Origin of the sequence: Micromonospora sp. NBC_01405 (assembly GCF_045040155.1) — a bacterium.
In the GTDB taxonomy this organism is placed as follows: domain Bacteria; phylum Actinomycetota; class Actinomycetes; order Mycobacteriales; family Micromonosporaceae; genus Micromonospora.
Genome location: NZ_CP109532.1, coordinates 6,863,082 through 6,887,999, shown reverse-complemented (window position 1 = coordinate 6,887,999; position 24,918 = coordinate 6,863,082). Strand labels below are relative to the sequence as shown.

Here is a 24,918-nt window from a genome sequence, read left to right as displayed (position 1 = left end):
GCGGGACGGGGAAACGACCAGCCCCACCGGTGACTCGGTCCCGACCTAGGAGAGGGTCAGGGTGAGGGTCGTCGTGTAGTCGCCCGCCGCGGCGGACGCCGGCACGCCCAGGTTGAGCTGGGCGCCGCAGGCGAAGGTGCCGCCGCTGGCCCCGGTGGGCGAGGTGCACAGTGCCCGGGCCGCCCCGAGGCCGGCGCCCGGCGCCGCGACCGCGCCCGGCGTGACGGTGCCGACGGTGCCCCCGAGTGGGTCGTCGACCGTGACCGCGCTCGGCGTCCAGCCGAGGTTGTCCGCGGCGATGACTGCGCCGGTGGCGGAGGTGAAGTCGGACACCTCACCGACCAGGCTCCATCCGGCGTTGGTGCCCCGCAGGTCCGCCACAGTGGCGTCGTGCAGGGCACCGCTGGCCACCTGACCGTTGGTCACGGCCGGCAGCGCGACGGCGGAACCGGCCACGCTCAGGGTCAGCGGACCGCCCGTCACGGTGGCGGTGATCCGCTGCTGGGCGTCGTCGCCGCCGCCGGTACCGGCCCGGGTGAAGGTGACCGGGGCGAAGGTGTCCTGGCTGCGGTCGGTCGAGCCGTGTGCGGCGAAGGTGACCACGTAGCACTGCACCGCCAGGCAGTCGACCTGCTTGCCGGTGCTGTCGGTGTAGGCCGCGCTGATCGGCAACGTGGTGCGGAAGGTGCCGTCGGCGTTGAGCTTGTCCCGTGACTCGGTGGGCTGGTTCGTCGGGCTCACCCACTTGGTCACCTGGAACACGCCGGCGTTCAGCCAGTGCTGGTCGACCTTCGGACCGAACGAGACGTAGAAGCCGGCCCCCCGGTTGGCCGCCGGATCGAAGCCGGAGCCCTCGACCGTGATCGTCGCCCCGGCCGGGTCGAGCCCGCTGGACGGGGTGACCGACACCGCAGGACCCGCCGGCCCGGTGCCACCGGTGGTGGCGGTGAACGACACCGGGTCGAGCGCGTCGCCGGCGGCGTAGAAGCCGTTGAACGCCGAGGCGCCCGCGCTGGTCAGCGTCGCCGCGAGGCTGGTGCCGGTCACCGTGCCCGCGCCGCCGCCGGGGTTGCCGCCGTTCACGGCGAGGGTGGCGATGGTCGCCTGCCGCACCGAGACCGGTTCGGCTGCCGTCGTGACCAGGTCCACGTCCGCCTTCAGGGCGGCGGTGCCGCCGGAGACGTCGACGGTCGGGTTGGCCAGGGTGATTTTGAAGAAGTGCCCGGGGTACGAGAAGACCACGGTGCCGCCGTACCGGGCGCTGGTGGCGCCGGTGGCGGAGTCGTGGGTGCCCCCCGTCGACGGGAAGGTGAACGTCCCGTCGGCGTTGACGGTGGCCCCGTTGCTCACCGCGATCGGCGGGCTGCCGTTGCCGCCCGAGACGTAGGTGCGGAACGTCTGCTTGAAGCCCCAGGTCAGGCTGCCGCCGGTGATGTCGGCCTCGGCTGCCGAGGCGGGGCCGGCACCCGCGAGTGCGGCCGACAGGCCCAGGGTGGCGACCGCCGCCCAACGCATCGACCGCCGCCAGGCGTGACCGGCTCTGGATCGGACCATGCTGATTTCCTCTCTCGATCCGTTACGGACGGTGATTGAGGTTAGGCAACCCTAACTTCTGCCGCCATCCGCAATTGAGTCAAGATCCGAAACCGAACAACCCCTTGTGAGCAGCGGGTTCGTGACTTAGGTTAGGCAAACCTAATTTCGGGTCGGCCGCCGATGCCGTCCCCTGTCGCGTGAGGAGTCCGATGCGAGCACGGCGCCACGCCATCCTGGCCACCGCCCTGATCACTCTGGGTGTCGTCGCCGCTCCGGCTCCCGCGCAGGCGGGCACCGGCCGCGGCGCGGGCGGTCAGACGCTCACCGTCACCCCGAGCACCGGGCTGGGCAGCTCGGGCGCGACCGTGACCGTCTCCGGCCGTGGGTACGACGTCACCAAGGGCATCTACGTGGCGTTCTGTGTGGACAACGGGGCGGGCGCGGTGCCCAGCCCGTGCGGCGGGGGCGCCGACACCACCGGCGAGCTCGGGGCGTCCCACTGGATCTCGTCGAACCCGCCCTCCTACGGTGAGGGGCTGGCCGTGCCCTACGGCGCGGGCGGAACGTTCCGGGCCACCCTCCGGGTCACCCCCACCATCGGCGCCGTCGACTGCGCCACCCGCCGGTGCGCGGTCATCACCCGCGCCGACCACACCCGCGCCGCCGACCGGTCCCAGGACGTCCGGGTGCCGGTGACCTTCGCCCGCGCCGTCGCCTCCAAGCCGGCCACCCCGCGCCCGGCGCCGCCCGGCGCCGCAGCCCCGGGCCGGACCGCGTCGGGCGCCACCGGTGCCCCCACCGCCCCGCCGGCCACCGCGGCCGGTCGGACCGGTCCCGCCACCCCCGCCGGTGCCCCGGTGGCCGGAACTCCCGCCGCCGACGGCGCCCCCGGGGCAGGCGCCGGCGCGACCGAGCTGGCGGTCAGCCGGGTCAGCGCGGCCTCGGGTGTCGGCCGGGGGTGGACCCTCGCGCTGCTGCTCCTCGTGGTGGCGGCCACGGCGCTGCTGGTCCTGCGCCGGTGGCGCCGCCGGAAAGCGGCCCGGTGACCGCCCCCGCCGGCCGCCGCCGGACCGCCCCGACAGCCGCCCGCCGTCCCTGCCTGCCCGCTGTGCTGGCGCTGCTCGTCGGAGCCGTCGCCGCCTGCTCCACGCCCATCGCCGGCGTCGCTCCGGCGGACCCGACCGCCTGCGGGCCGGTCACCGCCACCATCGGCAGCACCGACGTCACCGCGCTGCGGCCCGCGCCGACGCCCGTCCTCCCGGCCACCGTCACCTCCGCCGACGGCGTCACCGCCACCGTCACCGACGCCGGCCGGATCCTGCCGGTGAACCTCTCCGGGTCGATCGCCGAGACCGTGTTCGCCCTCGGCCTCGGCGGCGACGTCATCGGGCGCGACACCTCGACCACCTTCCCGTCCGCCGCGCACCTGCCGGTGGTGACCCCGGCCGGGCACGACCTGTCCGCCGAGGCGGTGCTCGCCCTCAACCCGAGCGTGGTGCTCGCCGACGACACCATCGGGCCGCCGGAGGCGCTGCGCCAGCTCCGCGCCTCCGGCATCCCCGTCGTCATGGTCGAGGCCGAGCAGACCCTCGCCGCCGTACCGGGGCACATCCGCGCGGTGGCGGCGGCCCTCGGCGTCGCGGCGGCCGGCGAGCAGCTCGTGGCCCGTGTCGAGGGCGAGATCGCCGCCGCCCGCCGCGCCGCGCCGCAGCGCAGTGCCCCCCGGATCGCCTTCCTCTACCTGCGCGGCACCGCCGGTGTCTACCTGATCGGCGGCCGGGGAGCCGGCTCGGACGCGATGATCGAGGCGATCGGCGGGGTGGACGCCGGCAGCGCCGCCGGCCTGACCAAGTTCCGCCCGCTGACCAGCGAGGGCCTGATCAACGCGGCACCGGACGTGATCCTGGTGATGAGCGCCGGCCTCGCCTCCGTCGGTGGCGTCGAGGGCCTGCTGAAGCTCCCCGGGGTCGCGCAGACCCCGGCCGGCGCGGCCCGCCGGATCGTCGACATGGATGACGGGGTCCTGCTCACCTTCGGCACCCGATCCGGGCCGGCCGTGCAGGCCCTGGCCTCGGCCGTGTACTCCTGCGGAAAGCCGTCGTGACCGGCGTCGACACCACCGCCCGACGCCCGGCGGACCCCGTCGCGGGCCGCCGGGGCGGCCGCGGGCCGGCGCTCCTCGCCGGGCTCGGTGCCGCCCTGGTGCTGGTCGTCCTCGTCGCGGCGGGCCGGGGGCAGGTCCAGGTCTCCCCGGCCGAGGTGCTCGGCTCCGTCCTGCACCGGCTCGGCCTGGACATCGGCACCCCGCCGGCCAACCCCCAGGGCGAGAACGCGCTGTGGATCGTCCGCTTTCCCCGGGTGGTGCTGGCCGCCGTGGTCGGTGCCGCGCTCGGCTGCGCGGGCGCCGTCATGCAGGGCGTGTTCGGAAACCCGCTGGCCGAACCCGGCGTGATCGGGGTGTCCGCCGGGGCGGCGGTCGGGGCGGCCCTGGCCATCGTCACCGGCGTCACCGTCCTGGGCGGCTGGACGGTGCCCGCCGCCGCCTTCGCCGGCGGGCTGGCCACCACGTACGCCGTCTACCTGCTGGCCCGCTCCGGCGGCCGGACCGAGGTGGTGACCCTGGTGCTGACCGGCGTGGCGGTCAACGCGGTGGCCGGCGCGGTGATCGGCCTGCTCATGTTCGTCGGCGACGAGGCCGGGGTGCAGGCCATCGCCTTCTGGAACCTGGGCAGCCTCGCCCCGGCGAACTGGTCGGCGGTGGCCCTGGCCACGCCCTGCCTGGTGGTCGGGCTCGGCGTCGCGTGCGCCGACGCCCGCAGGCTCGACCTGCTCGCCCTCGGCGAGTCCGCCGCCCGGCACCTCGGGGTCGACGTCGAGCGGCTGCGGATCCGGATGATCGTGGTGACCGCGCTGCTCGGCGCGGCGGCCGTGGCCTTCACCGGCATCATCAGCTTCATCGGCCTGGTGGTGCCGCACCTGGTCCGCATGGTCGCCGGCCCGGGACACCGGGTGCTGCTGCCGGCCAGCGCGCTCGGCGGGGCGATCGTGGTGATCGCGGCCGACCTCGCCGCCCGCACCCTGGTCGACCACCAGGAACTCCCGCTCGGGGTGCTCACCGCGGTCGTCGGCGGGCCGGCGTTCTTCTGGCTGCTGCGCCGCACCCGGGGCCGGGCCGGAGGCTGGGGATGAGCCCGCTCGCGGGCGGGGCGACGCGCCGCTGGCCGCGCGGCCAGCGCCGCTGGTCGGCGCCCCGGGTGCCGGTCCCGGTGCCAGCCGGCGACCCCCGCGTCCAGGTAGCCGGCCTGCGCGTAACCCGCGCCGGGCGGCCGGTGCTCGACGGGGTCGACCTGCGGGTCCGTGCCGGGGAGGTGCACGCCCTGGTCGGGCCGAACGGCGCGGGCAAATCCACTCTGCTGGCCGCCGTCAGTGGCGATCTGCCGGCCGCAGCGGGCACCATCGAGATCGACAGGGTGCCGCTGGCCGGCTGGTCCCCGGTGGAGCTGGCGATGCGCCGGGCCGTGCTGCCCCAGCGCAGCACGCTGAGCTTTCCGTTCACGGTCGACGAGGTGGTGCGGATGGGACGGGCGCCCTGGGCGGGCAGGCCCGAACAGCGGCGGGACGACGAGATCGTCGCCGAAGCCCTGCGACGGTGCGACGTGGCCGGGTTCGCCGCCCGGCCATACCCGTCGCTGTCCGGCGGCGAGCAGGCGCGCGTCGCGCTGGCCCGGACGCTGGCGCAGCAGGCCGTCGTGCTGCTGCTCGACGAACCGACCGCCGCCCTCGACCTGCGCCACCAGGAGTTGGTCATGCGGATCGCCCGCGACCGGGCGCGAGCCGGCGACGCCGTGGTGGCCGTGCTGCACGACCTGGCCCTGGCCGGCGCGTACGCGGACACCGTTACCCTGCTCGCCGACGGCCGGGTGCGGGCCGTGGGCCCGCCGGCCGAGGTGTTCACCGCCCCGCTGCTCAGCGAGGTCTACCGGCACGATGTCGAGGTCGTGCCGCACCCGCGTACCCGACTGCCGCTGATCGTCCCCCGACGCCGGCCAGCGGTGCGACCCCCCGTCACCCTGGAGGAGAGATGACGATGACCAGCATCCCGTTCTCGGCGCAACTGCGTGCCACCGGCCGGGAGGCCCACCAGGCCGCCGAGTCCCAGCGGTACGTCACCGCCCTGGTGGCCGGCGACCTGGACCGCGCCGGCTACACCGCGATGGTGGTCCAGCACCACGTGATCTACGAGGCGCTGGAGCACGCCGCCGAGGCGATGCGCCACCACCCGCTCGCCGGCCCGTTCGTCGACGACGCGCTGACCCGGCTGCCCGCTCTCGCCGCGGACCTGGAGTTCCTGCTCGGGCCCGACTGGCGCGGACGGGTCGATCCGGACCCGGCGACCGTCTCCTACGCCGAGCGCATCGGCGAGGTCTGCGCCGGGTCGCCGGAACGGTTCATCGCCCACCACTACACCCGCTACCTCGGCGACCTCTCCGGCGGGCTGCACATCGGTCGGTCGCTCGCCCGGCACCACGGCCTGACGGGGGAGGCCGGCGCGGCGTTCTACCGGTTCGACCGGATCCCCGACCCCAGGGCGTACAAGGACGCCTACCGGGCCAGGCTGGACGCCCTCCCGTTCGACGAGGCGGGGCGGGCCACCCTGCTGGCGGAGGTGCTCGTGGCGTACCGGCACAACACCGAGGTCCTCGCCGGCCTGTCCCGGCTCGTGCCGGGTGACGGCGCGGAGGCGGCAGCGTGAGCGCCCCGTTCTCCCCGGAGGTGGTCGCCGCCGTCAGCCGGCACATGAACGACGACCACGGCGGGGACTCGCTGCTCATCTGTCGGGCGCTCGGCGGGCAGCCGGCTGCCACCCGGGCCCGGGTCACCGGGCTGGACGTCGACGGGATGGAGTTCGCCGTCACCGTGCACGACATCGAGGTTCCGGTGCGCGTCCCGTTCGCCCACCGGCTGACCGAACGGGTCCAGATCCGGCAGGAGGTGGTGCGGATGTACCAGGAGGCGTGCCAGCGGCTCGGGCTCCCGCCACGTCCGGCCGGCTGACCCCGCCGTGGCGGGCCACCTGGTCCGCCCGGTGGTTCCGCTGCCGGTGACGATGTTGAGGGTGCCGCCATCGGTGTCGGTGGCGGGAACGTCGACCACCACGGCGGCGCCGCCGTGGTGGTCGCGGCGACGGGTGGGCCGCTGGCCGGGGCCCCGGTGACGGCACCCGTGGCACGTGCCGCGCCGGCACGGCCGTGCCCTTACGGCACCGGCGGCGTCGGCGTCTCGGTCAACGGGTTCCTGCTCCCCGCCTGGCTGATGGGGGCGAGCAGCATCCCGGTGATGGCGTCGGACAGGAAGTCGCCCACCGAGTGCCAGCGCGGGTCCTGCCCGCCCCGTTCGGCGCGTGCCTCGACCTCCGAGCAGGCCGTCGCGACGATCAGGGCGATCAGGCTCGCCCGGGCGGTCACCACCCCCTGATCCAGGTGGGCGAGGCGGGACGCCACCGAACGGGCGATCAGGGTCGCGGTCGGGACGGACTCCGTGGACTCGCGCATCAGCGTGGCCGTGGCCGGGTCGTTGATGGCCTGGTTGAGGAAGCGGGCCCGCCAGCTCGGCCGGGGCAGTGCGGCCAGGGCGTCCATCGACGGCATCACGAGGCTCCGCACGTCGTCGAGGACCGAGTCGGAGCGGGCGAACATCGCCCGGCGGGGCTCCTCCAGCGCGATCCCGTGCCGCGTGACCAGCGCCCGCAGCAGGCCCTCGCGGCCGCCGAAGTAGTAGTGCACGGCCGAGTGGTTGGTGTTGCCGGCCTCCTCGGCCACCCTGCGGTCGGAGACCTGCGCTATGCCCGCCTCGGCGAACAGGCGTTCCGCCGCGTCGAGCAGCGCGGTCCGGGCCGCCTCTGAGCGGGCCATCGGGGGCACCTCCTCGCACGTCGGGGCGGGTGTGACGGACATCAAGGTACCCGACCGCGACTTTGTAAGCCACGTGACTTACATTTGTTCGGTGGGTCAGTACGCGTGACGAAATCCGCGACGGCCCTCGTCCCTTCGGTGCTCGTCCGACCACACCCCAGGAGCCACGCCTATGGAGTCCCCGCCGGACCCCTCGTCCACCACCGCCCCCGGAAAGGCTCCGGCCGCGGAGGACCGAAAGACCCGGATCGCGCGCTACATCGCACTCTTCGCCATGCCGTTCATCATGGTCACGATGATGTTCGCCACCTACATGGGCACCATGCACTCACCGCACCCGCGGGAGATGCCGGTGGCCGTCGTGGGAACGGGGCCCGGGGCGGAGGCGATCGTCAACGCGCTGAACTCCGCGCCGGGACAGGCCGTGGACGCGCGGCTGGTCCCGGCGGGCGGCGACGCGGTGGAACTGCTGAAGGACCGCGAGATCGCGGGCGCGCTGCAGGTTCCCGCCGAGGGGTCGGACCGGGCGACGATCTACACCGCGATGGCGGCCGGAGCCTCCCAGGCCACCACCGTCCAGCAGTTGCTCGCCCCGGTCGCCGTGGGGCAGAACTGGACGACGGCGGCCGAGGACGTCGTTCCCCTGCCGGAAGGCGACAGTTCGGGCACCGCGGTCCTGTTCGCCGCCATGGGCATGATGCTCGCCGGGTACGTGCCGCTGAGCATGCTGCTGATGGCGGTTCCCCACCTGCTGTCCGTGCGCCGGTTCCTGCCGCTGCTGGCCGGCTGGTCGGCGCTCACCAGCACCATCATCTGGTTGATCCTCGGGCCGATCGTGGGCGCCGTCGACGGTCACTACCTCCAGTTCCTCGGCGTCGGAATGCTGGCGACCGGGGCCGTCGGCCTCACCCAGTTGTTCCTCACCAAGCTGATGGGGCCGCTCGCGGTCATCATCGGCATGCTGCTCTACGTCGTACTCGGCATGCCGGCGTCGAACCTGGCGCTGTCGGTCGACGTGATGCCCGGATTCTTCTCGTTCCTGCACGGGGTGCTCCCGCTCCCGGCGGCGGGCGAGACGCTCCGCGCGCTCCTCTACTTCGACGGCCGTGGTGCCGGGGCGTACCTGCTGACGCTGGCCGCCTGGCTCGTCGGCGCGCTGCTGCTGGGTCTGCTCAAGGAGCGCACGGGCGGATCCACGATCCCCGGCGCCCCGGTGGTCAGCCACCCCGACGCGCCGCTGCCGGCGCTCGCCGGCGGCCCGCCGAGGTCCAAGCGGTTCCGTTACGTGGCGGTGGCGGCGTTCCCGCTCTCCATCCTGGTGATGGTGGTGGGGCTGATGAGTTTCTCCATGCACAAGCCGGAGGTCCATGACCTACCCGTCGTCGTGGTCGGCACCGTGACCGAGCAGGCCGAGCAGGTGGCCGCCGGCCTGGAGTCGAAACTGGGCGGGATGCTCGACATCCAGGTCGCCGCGTCGGTGACCGAGGCCACCGACCGCATTCTCGACCAGGACGTCGTGGCCGCCTACGTGCTGCCGCAGGCGCCCGGCGGCGAGGCGACGCTCTACACCTCCTCGGGCGCCGGAGTCAGCCAGCAGAGCGTGGCGAAGGCGATGTTCCAGCAGGTCGCCGCCCAACAGCAGAGTCCGTTGAAGCTGACCGACGTGGCACCGCTCACCGACACCGACACGATGGGCAGCAACAGCCTGTACATGGGCATGTCGTGGATCATGGCCGGGTTCCTGATGCTGGCCGTGCTGCGCGGCGGGGCACCGGAGCTGAAGCGGCTGCGCCAGTTCCTGCCTCTGCTCGGCGGCTGGTCGATCGGGATGGCCGTGTGGCTGTGGCTGCTCTTCGACGTCATCATCGGCGCGGTCGGTGGGCACGCCTGGGAGATGATCGGCTTCGGCGCCGTCACCATCTTCGCCGTGTCCCTGGTGACCGGGGTGTTCACCCGGACCTTCGGCCTCGCCGCGATCGTCCCGGTGATGGTGGTGATGATGCTGGCGGGTGTGCCCGCCTCCGGCGGTGGACTCTCGGTGTACATGGTGCCCGAGTTGTTCCGTGCCCTGCAGGACATCCTGCCGCTGCCGGCCGCAGTCGACACGGCCCGATCGCTGATCTACTTCGGCGGCGACGGAGTCGGCAGGAACCTCCTGGTCATCGGGATCTGGGGGGCGATCGGCCTCGTGCTGAACCTCGTCGTCGACCAGTGGCAGCGGCGCAGGGACGGCCGGGTCGGGACCGCCGGCCCGGACGGTCATCCGTCGGCCGCCGGGACGGCCGACGTCGGTGTCCGCTTCGGCGGCATCGGTGAGCTTGAGCAGGCCGCAACGCGCTGAGCCCGAGTCGGCCGGGCCGGCGCCGCCGCTCGATCCGTCGAGGCAGCCGCGGTGCCGGCCCGGCCGCGCGGCTGCACGTGCCCCGAGCGTGCGCCACGTCGGCGTTATCATCGCCCTTCCACATGGAGGGCTGATGTTCGCTCCGCTGCGGTACGCCGCGTTCCGTCACCTGGCTGCCGGCCGGCTGGTCAACACGCTGGGCAACGCGATGGCGCCCGTCGCGCTGGCCTTCGCCGTGCTCGATCTGACCGGCTCGGTGCGCGACCTGGGCCTGGTGGTCGGCGCCAGGTCGCTGATGAACGTGCTGTTCGTGCTCTTCGGCGGGGTGCTCGCCGACCGGATTCCGCGCCGGCTGGTGCTGGTCGGCTCCAATGTGCTCGGTGCGCTCACCCAGGCGGTGGTGGCCGCCCTGGTGCTGACCGGCACGGCGACGATCACGTTGCTGCTGGTGCTCGGCGCGGCCAACGGCGTCGTGAGCGCGCTGGCTCAGCCGGCGTCGGCCGCCGCGACGCCGCAGACCGTGCCACCGGAGCTGATCCAGCCGGCGAACGCGATCATCCGGCTCGGCATGAACGCCGGCATGATCGGCGGGGCGGCCCTCGGCGGCCTGCTGGTCGCCGCTACCGGGCCCGGCTGGGGCCTCGCCGTCGACGCGCTCACCTTCGCCCTCGCGGCGGTGGCCTTCGCCGGTGTCCGGGTGGCCGCCACCCCGTCGGCGAGCACCGGCACGGGCATCCTGGCCGACCTGCGGGAGGGCTGGAGCGAGTTCACCGCGCGGACCTGGGTCTGGGTGGTGGTGCTCGGCTTCATGGTCCTCAACGCGGCGCTGGCCGGCGGGGTGAACGTGCTCGGCCCGGCCATCGCCGACGAGACGATCGGGCGCGGTGCCTGGGGTGTGGTGTTGGCGGCGGAGACCGTCGGGATGGTCGTCGGTGGGCTGATCGCCCTACGGATCCGGGTGCGCCGGCTGCTGCTGCTCGGGGTGGCCTGCATGTTCGCCGAGTCGTTCCTGCTGTTGGGGCTGGCCCTGGCGCCGACCGTCGTCGTGCTGGTGGTGGCCGGGGTGGCGGTCGGGATCGCCGTCGAGCAGTTCGCGGTGGCCTGGGAGACCTCGATCGCGCAGCACATTCCCGCCGAGCGGCTGGCCCGGGTCTACTCGTACGACATGTTGGGGTCCTGGGTCGCCATTCCACTGGGTCAGGTGGCGGTGGGGCCGGTCGCCGGGGCGATCGGCACCCGCGAGACGCTGCTGATCCTCGCGGCGCTGGTGGTGGTTTCCGTCGTCGGTATGTTGGCCAGCCGGGACGTCCGCCGGCTGCGGACGGTGGCCCCCGTGCCCGTGTCCGACGCGGGGCCGGCCGGGCACGCCGACGGCGGACCGGGGGACCGGCCTGTCACCGCGCCCGCCGAACCGGCCGACCGCGCCTGACCCGGCTCGGGTGGCGCCGGCAACGACGCCGGAAGAGGCGCCCTGCCCCGCGTCCGGCGGGCGTCCCGCCGACCGCCGCCACCGGAAGCCGGCTCACGGCAGGCGGCGGGGGGACTGGCCGGGCGCACGATGATCCTCCGCCACGAGTGACTGCACCCGGCGGATGGTCGCGCCTGGTGTCATGATCACTTCCCGCCACCGCTCCAGCGTCCTGGTCAGGTCCCACACCGTGCTCCGAAGCTCCTGCAGTTCACGCTGGGATGCGGTCAGCTGGTCCCGGACGGTCAGCGCCTCGGCCTCCAGTTCGGCGACCCGGGCCCGCAGCGGCTGGACCAGGGCAAGCGCCGCATCGGTCAGTGCTCCGGCCGTCTCGGCCTTCAGCTTTCGCCGCTGCACGGTCACCGTGGCCAGCACGGCAAGCCCGCCGGCGCCCCCGAGCATCCCGAGCATGGAGATCATCAACTGCGCCCAGTACGGGGTGTCCGGGTTCGACGCGGCGATCATGTCTGCACCTTCGAGCACGGATCAGACTGCGGATGGTGCATCCGGATCAGCCAGCGCAGTGATCCCACGATCTCGGCCGAACGCAGCCACGATCCGAGCGCCACCGCCCCGACGAACGACGCGGCCACCACCGCCTGGTCTCCGGCGACCACCAGGACGGCGATCACGTACATCGCGGCGATCGCGCCCAGCGCCAGCACCGCGGAGAGCTCGATGCCGAGCCCGGTGCTGAGCTGCCCCGGCCAGAACATGCCGAGCAGGCCCGCGGCGCCGACCACGATCAGGCCGAACTCCCACAGGACCCTGACCGGGTCGGGCATAGCCACCTCCAGCGAGTGCGGCCGAATGCCACCAATGGCCATCAGGAGGCCACACACGGGCGTGGTGGCGAGGACCGCGAACTCGTACACCCGGTTGCTCGTCCGATCCCGCAAGCTCCCCATTGCGCACTCCCTTCCCCAGGTGCGGCCCCGTCGACGCACGGACAACCGATGAACTTCGAACGTGGCACCGCGCCGACGTTGCCGCCGCGGTGTCGGGACATGCCGCCGGGAAACGCCCGGCGGCCTGCCTGCGGTCCCAAGCCGCATGAATCAACCATATGCACAGGTCAGGCGCCCATTTGCGGCCTGGACGGGGGACTGGATCACCGCAGCGCTCAGGGGGATGCGTGTCAGAATATCGACAGTTGTTTGTGTTGTCCGCAGTGCCCACTTTCGCCCGTGTTTCCACTGGTGGGGTCGTCGGCGGCGCCGGCTGCCTCCGGGGCCGTCGGCCCCGGACTCGGCCGGTGCCGCTACACCGGGTCGCGCACCTCTGCCCGGTGGACCGCCGTCACCGCAGGACCGGTCGGAGGGCTGAGGACATCTGCCTCTGTGGATATAGTGTCCGTCCGGGGTGACCTCCACCGAGGTCCTCGATGGACACGCGTGCCACCCGGGGCCAGGAGGGACGGCAGTCATGGCGAGCGAGCCGCAGTCTCACCGCGGCGACGGCGGTGGGTTGCCGGCCGTGGGCCGCAGGGAACTGCTGCGGGGTACGGCGGTGGTGGCGGGTGGTGTGGTGCTCGGAGGTCTGTTCCAGCCGGCGCCCGCGCTGGCGGCACCGGTGATCTACAACCCGTTCAGCGGCTACCGGATCACCGACGGGTGGCAGGAGCACATCGACCGTGGTTCCGCCGGGGGAGTCGACTTCGCGATGTCGGTCGGCACGAATCTCCCCGCGTGCGGCGCTGGGACGATCTCGAACCTCCCGAACAATGGCACGGCCGGTCACACCGTGACCATCAACCACTCCGACGGGTACCGCAGCCAGTACCTGCACCTGTCCCAGTTCCTGCTGGCGAACGGGACCTCAGTGGCGTCGGGAGCCATCGTCGGCAGGTCCGGCGGCGCGGCCGGCGCTCCCGGCTCCGGCTCCTCGACCGGGCCGCACCTGCACTGGCACATGATCGACCCCGCGGGCCGCCGGATCAACCCGTTGACCTACGTCAGCCCCACCCCGCCGCTCGACCTGTGGAAGGACGACATGAGGCTGATCCAGTCCACCAACCGGGGCATCGCCCTGGTCGGTCCCGGCTACTTCCGCCAGCTCCGCAGCGACGAGGAGGTGCACGCCGCCGTCGCGCTGGTCGGCAACCCCCTGGTCGGCAACGACCGCCAGTTCGACCTGTGGCGCAGCATCGCCTTCGACGGTCAGGTCAAGGCCCCGTCGGCCTGACAGTCGCCCCGGCGAACCGCCCCGGGGAACCGCCCCGGGGAACCGCCCCGGGGAACCGCCCCGGGGAACCGCCCCGGGGAACCGCCCCGGGGAACCGCCCCGGGGAACCGCCCCGGGGAACCGCCCCGGGGAACCGCCCCGGGGAACCGCCCCGGCGGCGCCGGCAAGCTCTTCGACTGCCCGCCGCTGCGCGCGTCCCGGAGTCGGCACCGGCGGATGACGGCGCAGGCAGGGTGAGGAAGCGCTTCCCGGCCCCGCGCCGGTGGCGCACGCCCGCGCCGCCGGTCGTGCCGGGGCACTGGCGGTGGAGGCCGTCGCCGTCGTCCGCACCGTCGAGCTGGTGGCCCGAGGTCGCCTGCGACCGAGGTCGGCCCGCCCGTCGCTGCGCGTTGCCAGGGTGCCGGAATCCGGTTCGGGCTAATTGTCGGGCGTAATGGTCGGACCACTGGGCCGTGTGTCCTGTCATGAGGGGGACCGACGCTCCGCCGTTCGGCGGATCGCAGGGGCTGATGTCCCGGGTTCTGGCTGACCCGCGTCAACCGCCGCGACTCACCAAGTCCGTCCTGACCTGCGGGAACATTGGCGGATTGAGGTAACGGTCAGGTCACGAGGTATTCCGGATGCGTTCTTGCTCGGCTAGCGTCCGGTGAGGCATGAGGTCAGACCTCATGCCTCATACCTCTAACCCGACGAGGTGAGTTGACGAGTGCAGGAACCCGCCCCCCGCTATGCCGGATACCGGTCCTTCGACTACTTGACGCCGCAGGCCGACTACAAGGTCTTCGAACTCGCGCCGCAGCTCGGCCGGGTGCCCGAGCATGACCTCGGCCTGAGCGACGACCAGCGCGGCCGGGTCGCCCGGCTGCTCCACGAGCACATGGCCATCTCGCTGCACGAGCACCCGAAGATCCTGCCGGCCGACGTGTCGCAGCTGCGCGACTACAACCGCACCGGCCGCAACTCCTTCGGCTTCGAGGGCCTGGCCCGGTCCGGCATGACCGCGGTCTTCGACAACTTCATGAACGGCACCGGCTGCGTGACCAGTGAGCACGCCTGGAAGTGGGACGACGTCATCTACGACATCGGCCTGCGCTTCGCCGATGTCGCCAAGCAGGACCACGTGGTTGTGGCGACCACGCTGGAACAGATCTTCGAGGCCAAGCGCAACGGCCAGATCGCCCTGGTGGCGGGTCTGGAGGCGGCCACGATGATCGAGAACGAGCTGGACCGGATCGACATCCTCTACGGCTTCGGCGTCCGCCAGATGGGCATCGCCTACAGCCAGGCCAACATGCTCGGATCCGGGCTCTCCGAGGACCGCGACGGCGGGCTGACCCACTTCGGTCGGCGCGCGGTGGACCGGATGAACAAGCTCGGCATCGCCATCGACATCTCGCACTCCGGCGATCAGACCTCGCTGGACGTGATCGAGGCCAGTCGGGTCCCGGTGTTCATCACACACGCCGGCGCCCGCTCGGTCTGGAACACCCCTCGGATGAAGCCGGACGAGGTGATCCGGGCCTGCTCCGAGCGCGGTGGCGTGATCGGCATCGAGGCCGCTCCGCACACCACCCTCTCGGCGGACCACCCGCACCACTCGATCGAGTCGGTGATGGACCACTTCACGTACTGCGTGGAGCTGGTCGGCATCGACTACGTGGCGTTCGGCCCGGACACCAACTTCGGTGACCACGTCGGGCTGCACGACAGCTTCACCCAGCACCTGGCGATCGGGAAGGCCCACGGAGTGGTGGACCACCCCCGGGTCACGCACGTGAGCGGCATGGAGAACCCGGCGGAGTGCTTCAGCAACATCGTCGGGTGGTTGGTCACGCACGGTTACTCCGACGACGAGATCGCCAAGGTCATCGGCGGCAACATCATCCGGGTTCTTGAGGAGGTCTGGTGAAAAGCATGGTCAAGGGTCGGTGGCGGCTCGCCGTCGCGCTCGGCGTGGTGGCCACGCTCGGCGTTTCCGGCTGCGGCATCAACGAGGACAACGCGTCCTCCAGCAGCTCGACGGGCGATTCGGTGCTGCGGATCGGTACCACCACCGACGTGAGCAACTTCAATCCGTTGCAGTCGCTGAGCAAGACCGACTCGTGGATCCTCAACGCGATGTACCCGCACCTGCTGCGGATCGACGAGAACGCGAAGAAGGCACCGGAGCTGGCCAAGGAGTACCGCTACGAGGACGACGGCAAGACCGCCGTGTTCGTGCTGCGGGACGACTTCAAGTGGACCGACGGCAAGCCGGTGGTCGCGGAAGACGTCAAGTTCAGCGCCGAGATGATCATGAAGTACAAGCTCGGCAACGTCGCCGCGAAGCTGACCTGGGTCGAGTCGATCGAGGCGCCGGACGCGACCACGGTCAAGTTCAAGCTCTCCCAGCCGTACGCGCCGTTCGCCGAGGGTGTCGGGTTCTGGATGTCGGTCGTGCCGAAGCACGTCTTCGAGCCGGCGGGCGACCTGTCCAAGTTCCCCAACGACTCGAACTGGGTCGGCGCCGGGCCGTTCGTGCTGGACAGCATGACCAAGGGCCAGCGCTACGTCATGAAGCGCAACGAGAGCTACCCGCTCGCCCCGGGTGGCAAGGCCGCGGTCAGTCAGGTCGAGTACCGGGTCTACCCGGACGTGAACACGATGATGCTGGCGCTGCGCAACGGCGACATCGACCTGATGGGCACCCCGGTGCCGGTGTCGGCGGCGAAGACCTTCGAGGGTGACTCGAAGATCAAGATGGAGAAGGTCGGCGCGCTGGGCTTCGCGCACCTGACCTACAACATGAAGAACAAGTTCCTGGCCGACCAGGAGGTCCGGCAGGCGCTGTCGATGTCGGTCGACACCAAGTCGATCATCTCGGCCGTGCTCCAGGGCGACGCCCAGGAGATGGCCGGCCCGATCTCGCCGGTCTTCTCGGACTACGACAACTCCGAGGTCAAGCCGTACGCGTTCGACCCCGCCGGGGCGAAGGCCAAGCTGACCGCGGCCGGCTACAAGGACGCCAACAACGACGGGTTCTTCGACGAGCTGGCCTTCGGCGTGGCGTGCGACCAGTCCAACGCGAACATGACCCGAGTGGTGCAGCTCTTCCGGGAGAGCGCGGCCAAGGCCGGCATCAAGCTGAAGAACGAGTGCGTCGAGCGGAACACCTTCCTGTCCCGCACGAAGAGTGGCGAGTACGACATCGACGCCTCGCAGTGGGGCGTGTTCGACAACCCGATGGACCAGCTGCGCAGCACCTACCTGTCCAGCAACCCGGGTGGCATCAACTACAACCTGCTCGAGTCGGCCGAGATCGACAAGCTGATCAACGACGCGGCCGGCACCACCGACCCCGAGGCGTTCAAGACCAAGATCAAGAACCTCGACAAGGTCGTGCACGACCAGGCGTACCTGACCCCGCTGTACGTGGAGAACTTCCGCTTCGCCTACAACGCCAGCAAGTTCACCGGCTTCAACCCGTCGCCGTCGGACCTGCTCGGCATGGTCACCGCGTACTCGCTCGCCCAGGTCACCCCGGTCAAGTAACCGACAACCAGAGGGAAAGGAGGGGTCCCCCGTGGCGCGTTTCATGCTCAGCCGGGCATTGAAGGCCGTCCTGACCGTGTGGATTGCGATCACCTCGACGTTCTTCCTGCTCCGGATGCTGCCGGGGGACCCCACGGCCCTGATGGTCGAGGGGGACATGACGCCGGAGATGCAGGCGGCGCTGCTCAAGACGTACGGCCTGGACCGTCCGTTGTGGGAGCAGTACGTGTCGTACCTGCGTGAGCTGCTCCAGGGCAACCTGGGCATCTCGTTCCGGCAGATCCAGCCGGTCGCCGACATCATCGTCGACCGGCTGCCCTGGACGCTGCTGCTCGCCGGCAGCGCGTTCGTGATCACCATCGCCGTCGGCATTCCGATCGGCGTCTCCGCCGCCGTGCACCGGGGCCGGTGGCTGGACCGTACGCTGCAGGCGCTCGGCATCGGCGGGCACGCGCTCTTCGTGCCCAGCGTCGCCATGCTGCTGCTGGTCTTCCTCGGCGCCCAGCTCGGCTGGTTCCCGATCGGTGGGGCGATCGACCCGGACACCCGGGGCGCGGCGGCCTACCTGAGCCTGGCCCACCACCTGGTGCTGCCGGTGCTGTCGCTGGTGCTGGTGCAACTCGGCCCGTACGCGCTGACCCTGCGCACCAACATGATCGAGGTCCTCGGCGAGGACTACATCCGGGCCGCCCAGGCCCGGGGACTGTCGGCCCGGCGCCGGGTCTGGAAGCACGGCCTGCGCAACGCGATCCTGCCGGCGCTGACCCTGATGGGCCTGCAACTGGGCACCCTGGTCGGCGGCGCGGTGCTCACCGAGACGGTCTTCGCCTATCCCGGAGTCGGCCGGCTGATCTTCGAGGCGGTCGGGCAGCAGGACTACCCGGTGCTCCAGGGGGCGTTCATCATGCTCGCCGTCACGGTGGTGGCCGCCAACGCGCTGACCGACATGCTCTACGCCGTCCTCAACCCCCGGATCCGACTGTGACCGCCACCTTCGAAGGGAGAACGCCGTGAGCGCCCCCGTGCTGACCGAGCAGACGGTGCCGCCGGTCGCCCCGGTCCCCGTCAAGCGGTCCTGGTACGGCTACCTGCGCCAGCCCTCCGCGGCGCTGTCGGTACTCGTGCTGCTCGTGATGGTGGTGATGGCGGTCTTCGCGCCGCTGATCGCCGACGAGCCGGTCGGCGCCGGCTCGGACGTGCTCCAGTCGCCGTCCGGTGGGCACTGGTTCGGCACCGACGACCTCGGGCAGGACATCTTCGCCCAGGTGGTCTGGGGCACCCGGACCAGCCTGGTGATCGGCCTGGCCGCCTCGGTGATCGCGATCGTGCTGGGCACCGCGATCGGGCTGGCCTCGGCCTACTTCCGCCCGATCGACGCGGTCGCCACGGTGGTCACCGACGTGATGCTGGCGCTGCCCACCCTGCCGCTGATGATCATGCTGGCCGCGGTGGTCAGCCCCAGCGTCTGGACGTTGACCATGATCATCGGCTTCTTCGCCTGGCCCGAGGTGGCCCGGCTGATCCGGTCGCAGGGCCTGGTCGTCAGCGCGATGCCCTACATCGACGGGGCCCGGGTGCTCGGCGCCACCGGCTGGCGGATCGTCACCCGGGAGATCCTGCCCGCGGTCGTCTCGCTGGTGATCGTCAGCGTCCTGCTCACCGCCTCCCGGGCGGTCATCTCCGAGGCCGGGCTCAGCTTCCTCGGCCTCGGCGACCCGGACGCCTGGTCCTGGGGACGGATCCTGCTCAACGCCCAGCGCAGCGGCGTGATCGCCATCGCCTGGTGGCAGACGCTCTTCCCGTCCCTGGCGATCCTGCTGCTGGTGCTCTCGGCGACCGTCGCCGGCATGAGGTTCAACGACACCCGCGACCCCCGCCGCAACGGAGGCTGACCATGCGACTGCCCGACAGCTTCTACACCAGCGTCCGGACCCGGCTCGCCGAGGCGCTCGACGAGCGTGGCCTGGACGGCTTCCTGGCCACCTCACCGGCCGACGTCGCCTTCCTCAGCGGCTTCTTCTACATCGCCACCGAACGCCCCGTCTACCTCTGGATGCCGCGGGCGGGGGATCCGCTGCTGGTCATCCCCCGGCTCGACGAGGAGTACGCCGCCCAGCAGGGCGTCCAGGTGGCCACGGCCAGCTACTTCGAGTACCCGGGCGTGGTCACCGCCGAGCAGACCCTCGCCGCGGCGCTGTCCCGCCCCAACGGCCCGATCCGCCGGATCGGGGTGAGCGCCGGCATCACGGTCGGCGCGTTCCGGGCACTGTCCCTGGCCATCGCCGGGGCCACCCTGGAGACCACCGACGCGGTGTCCCGGCTGCGGCTGCGCAAGTTCCCCGAGGAGATCCCGTTCCACGAGGCCGCCGCGCGGATCTGCGACGAGATGCTCGGCGCGGGCCGGGCGCTGATCGAGGAGGCGCTGGTCGGCGGGGGGCCGCTGCCCCGCGAGGACGAGATCGCCCGGCACGTGATCGGGTACGGCACCGACCGGATGTACGCCCAGTACGACCTGGTCGTCTACACCACCAAGCTGGCCGGCGGGCTGGTCTACGCCGGCCCGAACTCCGCCCTGCCGCACGGCCTGCCGACCCGCCGGCGGCTCCAGCCGGGGGACACGCTGATCCTGTCCCTCGGCGCGGCGGTCGCCAGCCGGTTCGTGGAGAGCGAACGCACCTTCGTCATCGGTGAACCCACCGCCGAGCAGGCGCGCTACTACGAGGCCGACCGGGAGGCGCAGGAGGTCGGCACCGAGGCGATGATCGCCGGCCGGACCTGCGCCGAGGTCAACCGGATCTGCCTCGACGTGCTGCGCGGGCACGGGCTGGGCGACTACATCCGGCACCGGCAGGGGCACGGCATCGGGTTGCAGAACCACGAGGCGCCGTGGGTCGAGGACGGCGACGACACCGTGCTCGCCCCCGGCATGCTGCTCTCCAGCGAGCCGGGCGTCTACGTCCCCGGCCACGCCGGCTACCGCATCTCCGACACCGTCCTGGTGCGGGAGGCCGGCCCACGCCGGCTCACCAGCTACCCGCGTGACCTGGCATCCAACGTCATCGAGGGGGTCCGATGAAGATCAACGGCGCGGAACTTGTCGTAGAGGCGTTCGGCCCGACCGACGCACCGGCGATGATCGTGCACCACGGCGCGCCCGGCCTGGGGTCGCGCAACGAGCCGAAGCGCTCCTTCGGCCCGTTCGCCGACCGGATGCGGGTCATCGTCTTCGACGCCCGGGGGTCCGGCGAGTCGAGCGACGACGAGCCGTTCACCCACGAGCAGTGGGTGGCCGACGTGGACGCCATCCGGGAGCACTTCGGCTACGAGAAGATCGTGATGGCCGGCGGTTCGTACGGCGGGTTCATCGCCCTGGAGTACGCCGTCGCCCACCCGGACCGGGTCTCCGCGCTGGTGCTGCGGGACACCGCCGCGGACACCGCCCACGACCACCTCGCGGTCGAGCGGGCCCGCAACACCGACCGATCCGTGATCCCGGAGTGGGTCATCGAGCGGATCGGCACCGGCCGGTTCGCGAGCAACGAGCAGTTGCGGGAGTACTGGCGGGCGATCCTGCCGCTGTACGACCACCAGCACGACCCGGCCAAGGACGAGGCGAAGCTGGCCGCCACCCGGTTCCACTACCGGACCCACAACGCGGCCTTCGGGCAGAACATGCCCCACTACGACCTCAAGCCGAAGCTGCCCTCGATCACCTGCCCGACCCTGGTCACCGTGGGCCGGCACGACTGGCGTACCCCGGTGGCGGCCTCGCAGGTCATCGCGGACCTGGTCCCCGACGGCCGGCTGGTGGTCTTCGAGAAGTCCGGGCACTCGCCGCAGCTGGAGGAGCCCGAGCTGTTCCAGCGGGTGGTGCGCGACTTCCTCGCCGAAGCCGGGGTGCTGCGATGACCCTGTTGGAGATCGACGACCTGCGGGTCGCGTTCCCCGGCCCGACCGGGCCGATCAACGCGGTGAACGGGGTGACGCTCAGGGTCGATGCCGGGCAGACCCTGGCGATCCTCGGCGAGTCCGGCTCCGGCAAGAGCGTCACCGCGCAGGCGGTGATGGGCATCCTCGACACTCCGCCGGCCCGGATCAGCGGCGCGGTGCGGCTGCACGGCCGGGAGCTGCTGACCCTGCCGCGCAAGCAGCGCGACCGGGTCAGCGGCGAAGAGATCGGCATGGTCTTCCAGGACGCGATGGCCGCGCTCAACCCGGTCTTCACGGTCGGGCACCAGATCATGGAGGTGCTACGGGTCCGCCGCGGCATGTCCAGGGCCGACGCCCGCCGCCGGGCCGTCGAACTGGTCGACCGGGTCCGGATTCCGGCCGCCAAGGACCGGATCCGGGACTATCCGCACCAGTTCTCCGGCGGGATGCGGCAGCGCATCATGATCGCGCTGGCCATCTCCCTGGAACCGGACCTGCTGATCGCCGACGAGCCCACCACCGCCCTGGACGTGACCGTGCAGGCCCAGGTGATGGAGCTGCTCGCGGAGATCCAGCGGGACAGCGGGATGGGCCTGCTGCTGATCACCCACGACCTCGGGGTGGTGGCCGAGGTCGCCGACGACGTGGCGGTGATGTACGCCGGCCGGCTCGTCGAGCAGGGCACGGTCGAGCAGATCTTCGCCGGCCCCGCGCACCCGTACACCGAGGGGCTGCTCGCCTCGATGCCCCGGGTAGACCGGCGCGACGACGTCCTCTACGCGATCCCGGGCGCCCCGCCCAATCCGGCCCGGCTGCCCGCCGGCTGCCCGTTCCACCTGCGCTGTCCCCGGGCCACCGACGAGTGTCGGACGTCCCTGCCGCTGCTGGAGGTGCTGCCCGCCAACCGGGCCAGCGCCTGCCACCACCATGAGGAGGTGCTCAGTGCCACCCGCCGATGACGTGGTGCTGCGGGTCGAGAACCTGGTCAAGCACTTCCCGCTCAAGGGGCGGATACCGTTCACCTCCGGCGGCGTGGTCAAGGCCGTCGACGGAGTCTCCTTCGACCTGCGCCGGGGCGAGACGCTCGGCGTGGTGGGCGAGTCCGGCTGCGGCAAGACCACCCTGGCCCGGATGCTGGTCGGGCTGGAACACCCCACCTCCGGCGCGGTGCGCTTCGGCGAGTCGGTGGTGCACGCCGCCAAGGGGCGGGAACTGCGCGCCCTGCGTCGGCGGATCCAGATCGTGCTCCAGGACCCGTACACGTCGCTGAACCCCCGGCGCACCATCCGGGAGATCCTGCTCCAGCCCTTCGAGATCCACCCCGACGTGCTGGACCGGCGGCGCCGGCTCGACCGGATCCGGGACCTGCTGGACCTGGTCGGCCTCGACGCCGACCTGCACCTCGACCGCTACCCGCACCAGTTCTCCGGCGGGCAGCGCCAGCGCATCGGCATCGCCCGGGCGCTGGCCCTGCAGCCCGACGTGATCGTCTGCGACGAGCCGGTCTCCGCGCTGGACGTGTCGGTCCAGGCCCAGGTGGTCAACCTGCTGGAACGGCTCCAGGAGGAGCTGGGAGTGGCGTACGTCTTCATCGCCCACGACCTGTCCGTGGTGCGGCACATCTCCGACCGGGTGGCGGTGATGTACCTCGGCAAGCTGGTGGAGACCGGCCCCGAGGCGAGCCTGTACGACACGCCCCGGCACCCGTACACCAGCGCGTTGCTCTCGGCCGTGCCGGTGCCCGACCCGGCCGGACGCGGGCAACGGGAACGGGTCCTGCTGGCCGGTGACCCGCCCAGCCCGGTCAACCCGCCCTCGGGCTGCCGGTTCCGGACCCGCTGCTGGCAGGCGACCGAGACCTGCGCCACCACCGAACCGCCGTTGGCCGCCGGAGTGCACCCGGTTGCCTGCCACTACCCGCTGGCCGCGTAACCGACCGGCGACCGTCCCGAAGGAGAGAGTGTCTTGCTGCAAGAACCCGCCCCCCGGTACCGGGGGCACAGGTCCTACTCGTACCTGGAGCCGCACTCGGACTACCGGGTGTTCGAGCTGGCGCGGGAAGTCGGCCGGGTGCCGGAGCACGACCTCGGCCTGACCGACGCCCAGCGCGAGCGGGTGACCCGGCTGCTGACCGAGCACGTCGCGATCTCCCTGCACGAGCACCCGGTGGTCCTGCCCGAGGACGTCCGCGAGCTGCGCACGTACAACCGCACCGCGCGCCAGCGCACCGGCTACGAGGGGCTGGCCCGCTCCGGCCTGACCGCGGTGTTCGACAACTTCATGGCCGGGGCCTCCTGCGTGACCAGCGAGAACGGCTGGAAGTGGAACGACCTCATCTACGCCCTCGGGATGCGGATGAGTGACCTCTACAAGCAGGACCACGTCTTCCTGGCCACCTCGCTGGCCGACATCCACGCCGCCAAGCGGGACGGCCGGCTGGCGCTCGTCGCCGGCCTGGAGTGCGCCAGCCCGATCGAGAACGAGCTGGACCGGATCGACATCCTCTACGGCTTCGGCGTGCGCCAGCTCGGCATCGCCTACAGCCAGGCCAACATGCTCGGTGGTGGCCTCTCGGAGCGGCACGACGGCGGGCTGACCCACTTCGGTCGGCGCGCGGTGGACCGGATGAACAAGCTGGGCATCGCCATCGACATCTCGCACTCCGGCGACCAGACCTCGTTGGACGTGGTCGAGGCCAGCCGGGTGCCGGTGTTCATCACCCACGCCGGCGCCCGCTCGGTGTGGGACACCTCGCGGATGAAGCCGGACGAGGTGATCCGGGCCTGCGCCGAGCGCGGTGGCGTGATCGGCATCGAGGCGGCCCCGCACACCACCCTGTCGGCCGAGCACCCGCACCACTCGATCGAGTCGGTGATGGACCACTTCGCGTACTGCGTGGAGCTGGTCGGCATCGACCATGTCACGTTCGGCCCGGACACCATGTTCGGTGACCACGTGGGGGTGCACAACACCTACGCCGGCAACTACGCGCACGACGCCGGCAACCGGCCGGAGCACCCCCGGGTGGAGTACGTGTCCGGGGTGGAGAACCCGGGCGAGGCGTTCGGCAGCATCGTCGGGTGGCTGGTCACCCACGGTTACTCCGACGACGAGATCGCCAAGGTGATCGGCGGCAACACCGTCCGGGTGCTCGAACAGGTCTGGTAGCGCCCCGCCGGCCGATTCATCGGGCGGGCGCAGACGAACTAAACTCCGTAGGCCGCGGCCGGCGGCGGGGAGCGAAGAGGTGGAGCGGATGGTTCGGCGCGAGACCGCGCTACAGGCCGCGCACGGTCGGCTACGTGAGCTGATCGGCAGCGAGTTCCGATCGGGCGACAAGCTGCCCAACGAGCGGGAACTGGCCGACCGGTTGGAGGTCAGCCGGGCCACCGTGCGTGAGGCGCTGGGTCAACTCGCCGGCGAGGGGGTGGTGACCCGCACCTGGGGGATCGGCACCTTCGTGCACGACGGCGGCGAGCGGGTGCCCGTGTCGATCGGTGACGTGACCGCGCTGCGGGACCGGATCACCGCCTCGGGCCACCGGCCGACGCTTCAGGACGCGGCGGTCAGCCGGGCGAAGTGCCCGGCTGACTGCGCCCGGGTGCTCGGGTTGGAGCCGGGCTCGCCGGTGTGGCGGGTCGACCGGCTCTTCGCCGTGGACGGGGTCGCGGCGGCCTGGATCCGGGATCATCTGCCGCTGCGCTTCGCCGGCCGGGACCTCGACCCGTCCGGGCTGGTCAGCATCGACCTGGACATGTTCGAGTTCCTGGCCAGCGCGACCGGCATGCCGGTGCGGCGGGCGGAGATCGAACTCGCCGCCGTGCTCGCCGACGAGGAATCCACCGCCCGGCTGGGCGTGGCGCTCGGGCATCCGCTGGTCACCGCGACCCAGATCGGCTACGGGGTGGACGACGCGGCGCTCTTCCACGGCCACATCACGGTTCGCACCGACGTGCTGACCCTGCGCATCAGTCGGGGCGGGGAGCCCCAGCCCGCGTAGGTACCGCTGTCGCCCA

23 protein-coding genes are annotated in these 24,918 nt (G+C 72.0%); 19 read left to right on the top strand and 4 right to left on the bottom strand.

Annotation, left to right across the window (positions count from 1 at the left end):
- Positions 1 to 45: 45 nt before the first annotated feature.
- On the bottom strand, positions 46 to 1,554 hold the full coding sequence (locus OG559_RS29575) for an HtaA domain-containing protein (protein ID WP_405109952.1): 1,509 nt from the start codon (positions 1,552 to 1,554) through the stop codon (positions 46 to 48).
- A gap of 191 nt (positions 1,555 to 1,745) precedes the next feature.
- Here OG559_RS29575 and OG559_RS29570 point away from each other — a divergent pair, with 191 nt between their 5' ends.
- Genes OG559_RS29570 through OG559_RS29545 form a run of 6 tightly spaced genes read left to right on the top strand, consistent with a single transcriptional unit; the run spans position 1,746 to position 6,591 of the window.
- A complete protein-coding gene (locus OG559_RS29570) occupies positions 1,746 to 2,582 on the top strand; it encodes a hypothetical protein (protein ID WP_405109949.1) in 837 nt (278 codons plus the stop codon).
- Positions 2,579 to 3,640, top strand: coding sequence for a hemin ABC transporter substrate-binding protein (locus tag OG559_RS29565; RefSeq protein ID WP_405109946.1), 1,062 nt, complete (start codon positions 2,579 to 2,581; stop codon positions 3,638 to 3,640). Before OG559_RS29570 ends, OG559_RS29565 begins: the two co-directional genes overlap by 4 nt.
- The gene (locus tag OG559_RS29560; RefSeq protein ID WP_405109943.1) at positions 3,637 to 4,725 is read left to right on the top strand and encodes a FecCD family ABC transporter permease; all 1,089 of its coding nucleotides are present in this window, start codon (positions 3,637 to 3,639) and stop codon (positions 4,723 to 4,725) included. Before OG559_RS29565 ends, OG559_RS29560 begins: the two co-directional genes overlap by 4 nt.
- Entirely contained in the window at positions 4,722 to 5,621 is a 900-nt protein-coding gene (locus OG559_RS29555; protein ID WP_405109940.1) for a heme ABC transporter ATP-binding protein, read from the top strand. Before OG559_RS29560 ends, OG559_RS29555 begins: the two co-directional genes overlap by 4 nt.
- A gap of 2 nt (positions 5,622 to 5,623) precedes the next feature.
- Positions 5,624 to 6,289 (top strand): heme oxygenase (biliverdin-producing), encoded by a 666-nt coding sequence (locus OG559_RS29550; protein WP_405109938.1) that lies wholly within the window; start codon positions 5,624 to 5,626, stop codon positions 6,287 to 6,289.
- Complete coding sequence (locus OG559_RS29545) at positions 6,286 to 6,591, top strand: DUF2470 domain-containing protein (RefSeq protein WP_396672341.1); 306 nt, start codon at positions 6,286 to 6,288, stop codon at positions 6,589 to 6,591. Before OG559_RS29550 ends, OG559_RS29545 begins: the two co-directional genes overlap by 4 nt.
- Positions 6,592 to 6,791: 200 nt before the next feature.
- Here OG559_RS29545 and OG559_RS29540 read toward each other — a convergent pair whose 3' ends face one another.
- The gene (locus OG559_RS29540) at positions 6,792 to 7,448 is read right to left on the bottom strand and encodes a TetR/AcrR family transcriptional regulator (protein ID WP_405109935.1); all 657 of its coding nucleotides are present in this window, start codon (positions 7,446 to 7,448) and stop codon (positions 6,792 to 6,794) included.
- A 172-nt stretch (positions 7,449 to 7,620) separates the two neighbouring features.
- Here OG559_RS29540 and OG559_RS29535 point away from each other — a divergent pair, with 172 nt between their 5' ends.
- Positions 7,621 to 9,789 (top strand): ABC transporter permease, encoded by a 2,169-nt coding sequence (locus OG559_RS29535; protein WP_405109932.1) that lies wholly within the window; start codon positions 7,621 to 7,623, stop codon positions 9,787 to 9,789.
- A gap of 133 nt (positions 9,790 to 9,922) precedes the next feature.
- Positions 9,923 to 11,218: an MFS transporter gene (locus OG559_RS29530; RefSeq protein ID WP_405109929.1), complete on the top strand. Its 1,296-nt coding sequence runs from the start codon at positions 9,923 to 9,925 to the stop codon at positions 11,216 to 11,218.
- Positions 11,219 to 11,311: 93 nt separating this feature from the next.
- On the opposite strand, the gene OG559_RS29525 is transcribed toward OG559_RS29530, so the two are convergent.
- Both OG559_RS29525 and OG559_RS29520 read right to left on the bottom strand, forming a co-directional pair.
- Positions 11,312 to 11,722 carry a hypothetical protein gene (locus OG559_RS29525; RefSeq protein ID WP_405109926.1) on the bottom strand — a complete coding sequence of 137 codons (411 nt, stop codon included), beginning with the start codon at positions 11,720 to 11,722 and terminating at the stop codon, positions 11,312 to 11,314.
- Complete coding sequence (locus OG559_RS29520) at positions 11,719 to 12,165, bottom strand: hypothetical protein (protein WP_405109923.1); 447 nt, start codon at positions 12,163 to 12,165, stop codon at positions 11,719 to 11,721. The genes OG559_RS29525 and OG559_RS29520 overlap by 4 nt, the downstream gene beginning before the upstream one ends.
- Positions 12,166 to 12,682: 517 nt before the next feature.
- Here OG559_RS29520 and OG559_RS29515 point away from each other — a divergent pair.
- The 11 genes from OG559_RS29515 to OG559_RS29465 all read left to right on the top strand — a co-directional run bounded on the left by OG559_RS29515 (position 12,683) and on the right by OG559_RS29465 (position 24,902).
- On the top strand, positions 12,683 to 13,441 hold the full coding sequence (locus tag OG559_RS29515) for a M23 family metallopeptidase (RefSeq protein ID WP_405109920.1): 759 nt from the start codon (positions 12,683 to 12,685) through the stop codon (positions 13,439 to 13,441).
- 706 nt (positions 13,442 to 14,147) lie between these two features.
- Positions 14,148 to 15,350, top strand: coding sequence for a dipeptidase (locus OG559_RS29510; RefSeq protein ID WP_405109917.1), 1,203 nt, complete (start codon positions 14,148 to 14,150; stop codon positions 15,348 to 15,350).
- A gap of 5 nt (positions 15,351 to 15,355) precedes the next feature.
- Positions 15,356 to 16,972 carry an ABC transporter substrate-binding protein gene (locus OG559_RS29505; RefSeq protein ID WP_405117069.1) on the top strand — a complete coding sequence of 539 codons (1,617 nt, stop codon included), beginning with the start codon at positions 15,356 to 15,358 and terminating at the stop codon, positions 16,970 to 16,972.
- Between the two features lie 31 nt (positions 16,973 to 17,003).
- The gene (locus OG559_RS29500; protein WP_396672349.1) at positions 17,004 to 17,957 is read left to right on the top strand and encodes an ABC transporter permease; all 954 of its coding nucleotides are present in this window, start codon (positions 17,004 to 17,006) and stop codon (positions 17,955 to 17,957) included.
- 25 nt (positions 17,958 to 17,982) lie between these two features.
- On the top strand, positions 17,983 to 18,864 hold the full coding sequence (locus OG559_RS29495) for an ABC transporter permease (RefSeq protein ID WP_405109914.1): 882 nt from the start codon (positions 17,983 to 17,985) through the stop codon (positions 18,862 to 18,864).
- Between the two features lie 2 nt (positions 18,865 to 18,866).
- A complete protein-coding gene (locus OG559_RS29490; RefSeq protein ID WP_405109911.1) occupies positions 18,867 to 20,048 on the top strand; it encodes a M24 family metallopeptidase in 1,182 nt (393 codons plus the stop codon).
- Positions 20,045 to 20,881 carry an alpha/beta fold hydrolase gene (locus OG559_RS29485; RefSeq protein WP_405109908.1) on the top strand — a complete coding sequence of 279 codons (837 nt, stop codon included), beginning with the start codon at positions 20,045 to 20,047 and terminating at the stop codon, positions 20,879 to 20,881. The genes OG559_RS29490 and OG559_RS29485 overlap by 4 nt, the downstream gene beginning before the upstream one ends.
- The gene (locus OG559_RS29480) at positions 20,878 to 21,861 is read left to right on the top strand and encodes an ABC transporter ATP-binding protein (protein ID WP_405109906.1); all 984 of its coding nucleotides are present in this window, start codon (positions 20,878 to 20,880) and stop codon (positions 21,859 to 21,861) included. Before OG559_RS29485 ends, OG559_RS29480 begins: the two co-directional genes overlap by 4 nt.
- On the top strand, positions 21,830 to 22,834 hold the full coding sequence (locus tag OG559_RS29475) for an ABC transporter ATP-binding protein (RefSeq protein WP_405109903.1): 1,005 nt from the start codon (positions 21,830 to 21,832) through the stop codon (positions 22,832 to 22,834). The genes OG559_RS29480 and OG559_RS29475 overlap by 32 nt, the downstream gene beginning before the upstream one ends.
- Positions 22,835 to 22,867: 33 nt before the next feature.
- Complete coding sequence (locus OG559_RS29470) at positions 22,868 to 24,070, top strand: dipeptidase (RefSeq protein WP_405109900.1); 1,203 nt, start codon at positions 22,868 to 22,870, stop codon at positions 24,068 to 24,070.
- A gap of 88 nt (positions 24,071 to 24,158) precedes the next feature.
- On the top strand, positions 24,159 to 24,902 hold the full coding sequence (locus OG559_RS29465) for a GntR family transcriptional regulator (RefSeq protein ID WP_405109897.1): 744 nt from the start codon (positions 24,159 to 24,161) through the stop codon (positions 24,900 to 24,902).
- Positions 24,903 to 24,918 lie beyond the last annotated feature (16 nt).

Coding starts and splice junctions, on each gene's coding strand:
- OG559_RS29515 (WP_405109920.1), top strand. CDS start 12,683: ATGGCGAGCGAGCCGCAGTCTCACCGCGGCGACGGCGGTGGGTTGCCG.
- OG559_RS29480 (WP_405109906.1), top strand. CDS start 20,878: ATGACCCTGTTGGAGATCGACGACCTGCGGGTCGCGTTCCCCGGCCCG.
- OG559_RS29505 (WP_405117069.1), top strand. CDS start 15,356: ATGGTCAAGGGTCGGTGGCGGCTCGCCGTCGCGCTCGGCGTGGTGGCC.
- OG559_RS29490 (WP_405109911.1), top strand. CDS start 18,867: ATGCGACTGCCCGACAGCTTCTACACCAGCGTCCGGACCCGGCTCGCC.
- OG559_RS29575 (WP_405109952.1), bottom strand. CDS start 1,554: ATGGTCCGATCCAGAGCCGGTCACGCCTGGCGGCGGTCGATGCGTTGG.
- OG559_RS29540 (WP_405109935.1), bottom strand. CDS start 7,448: ATGGCCCGCTCAGAGGCGGCCCGGACCGCGCTGCTCGACGCGGCGGAA.
- OG559_RS29525 (WP_405109926.1), bottom strand. CDS start 11,722: ATGATCGCCGCGTCGAACCCGGACACCCCGTACTGGGCGCAGTTGATG.
- OG559_RS29485 (WP_405109908.1), top strand. CDS start 20,045: ATGAAGATCAACGGCGCGGAACTTGTCGTAGAGGCGTTCGGCCCGACC.
- OG559_RS29550 (WP_405109938.1), top strand. CDS start 5,624: ATGACCAGCATCCCGTTCTCGGCGCAACTGCGTGCCACCGGCCGGGAG.
- OG559_RS29570 (WP_405109949.1), top strand. CDS start 1,746: ATGCGAGCACGGCGCCACGCCATCCTGGCCACCGCCCTGATCACTCTG.
- OG559_RS29535 (WP_405109932.1), top strand. CDS start 7,621: ATGGAGTCCCCGCCGGACCCCTCGTCCACCACCGCCCCCGGAAAGGCT.
- OG559_RS29555 (WP_405109940.1), top strand. CDS start 4,722: ATGAGCCCGCTCGCGGGCGGGGCGACGCGCCGCTGGCCGCGCGGCCAG.
- OG559_RS29520 (WP_405109923.1), bottom strand. CDS start 12,165: ATGGGGAGCTTGCGGGATCGGACGAGCAACCGGGTGTACGAGTTCGCG.
- OG559_RS29475 (WP_405109903.1), top strand. CDS start 21,830: ATGAGGAGGTGCTCAGTGCCACCCGCCGATGACGTGGTGCTGCGGGTC.
- OG559_RS29465 (WP_405109897.1), top strand. CDS start 24,159: ATGGTTCGGCGCGAGACCGCGCTACAGGCCGCGCACGGTCGGCTACGT.
- OG559_RS29530 (WP_405109929.1), top strand. CDS start 9,923: ATGTTCGCTCCGCTGCGGTACGCCGCGTTCCGTCACCTGGCTGCCGGC.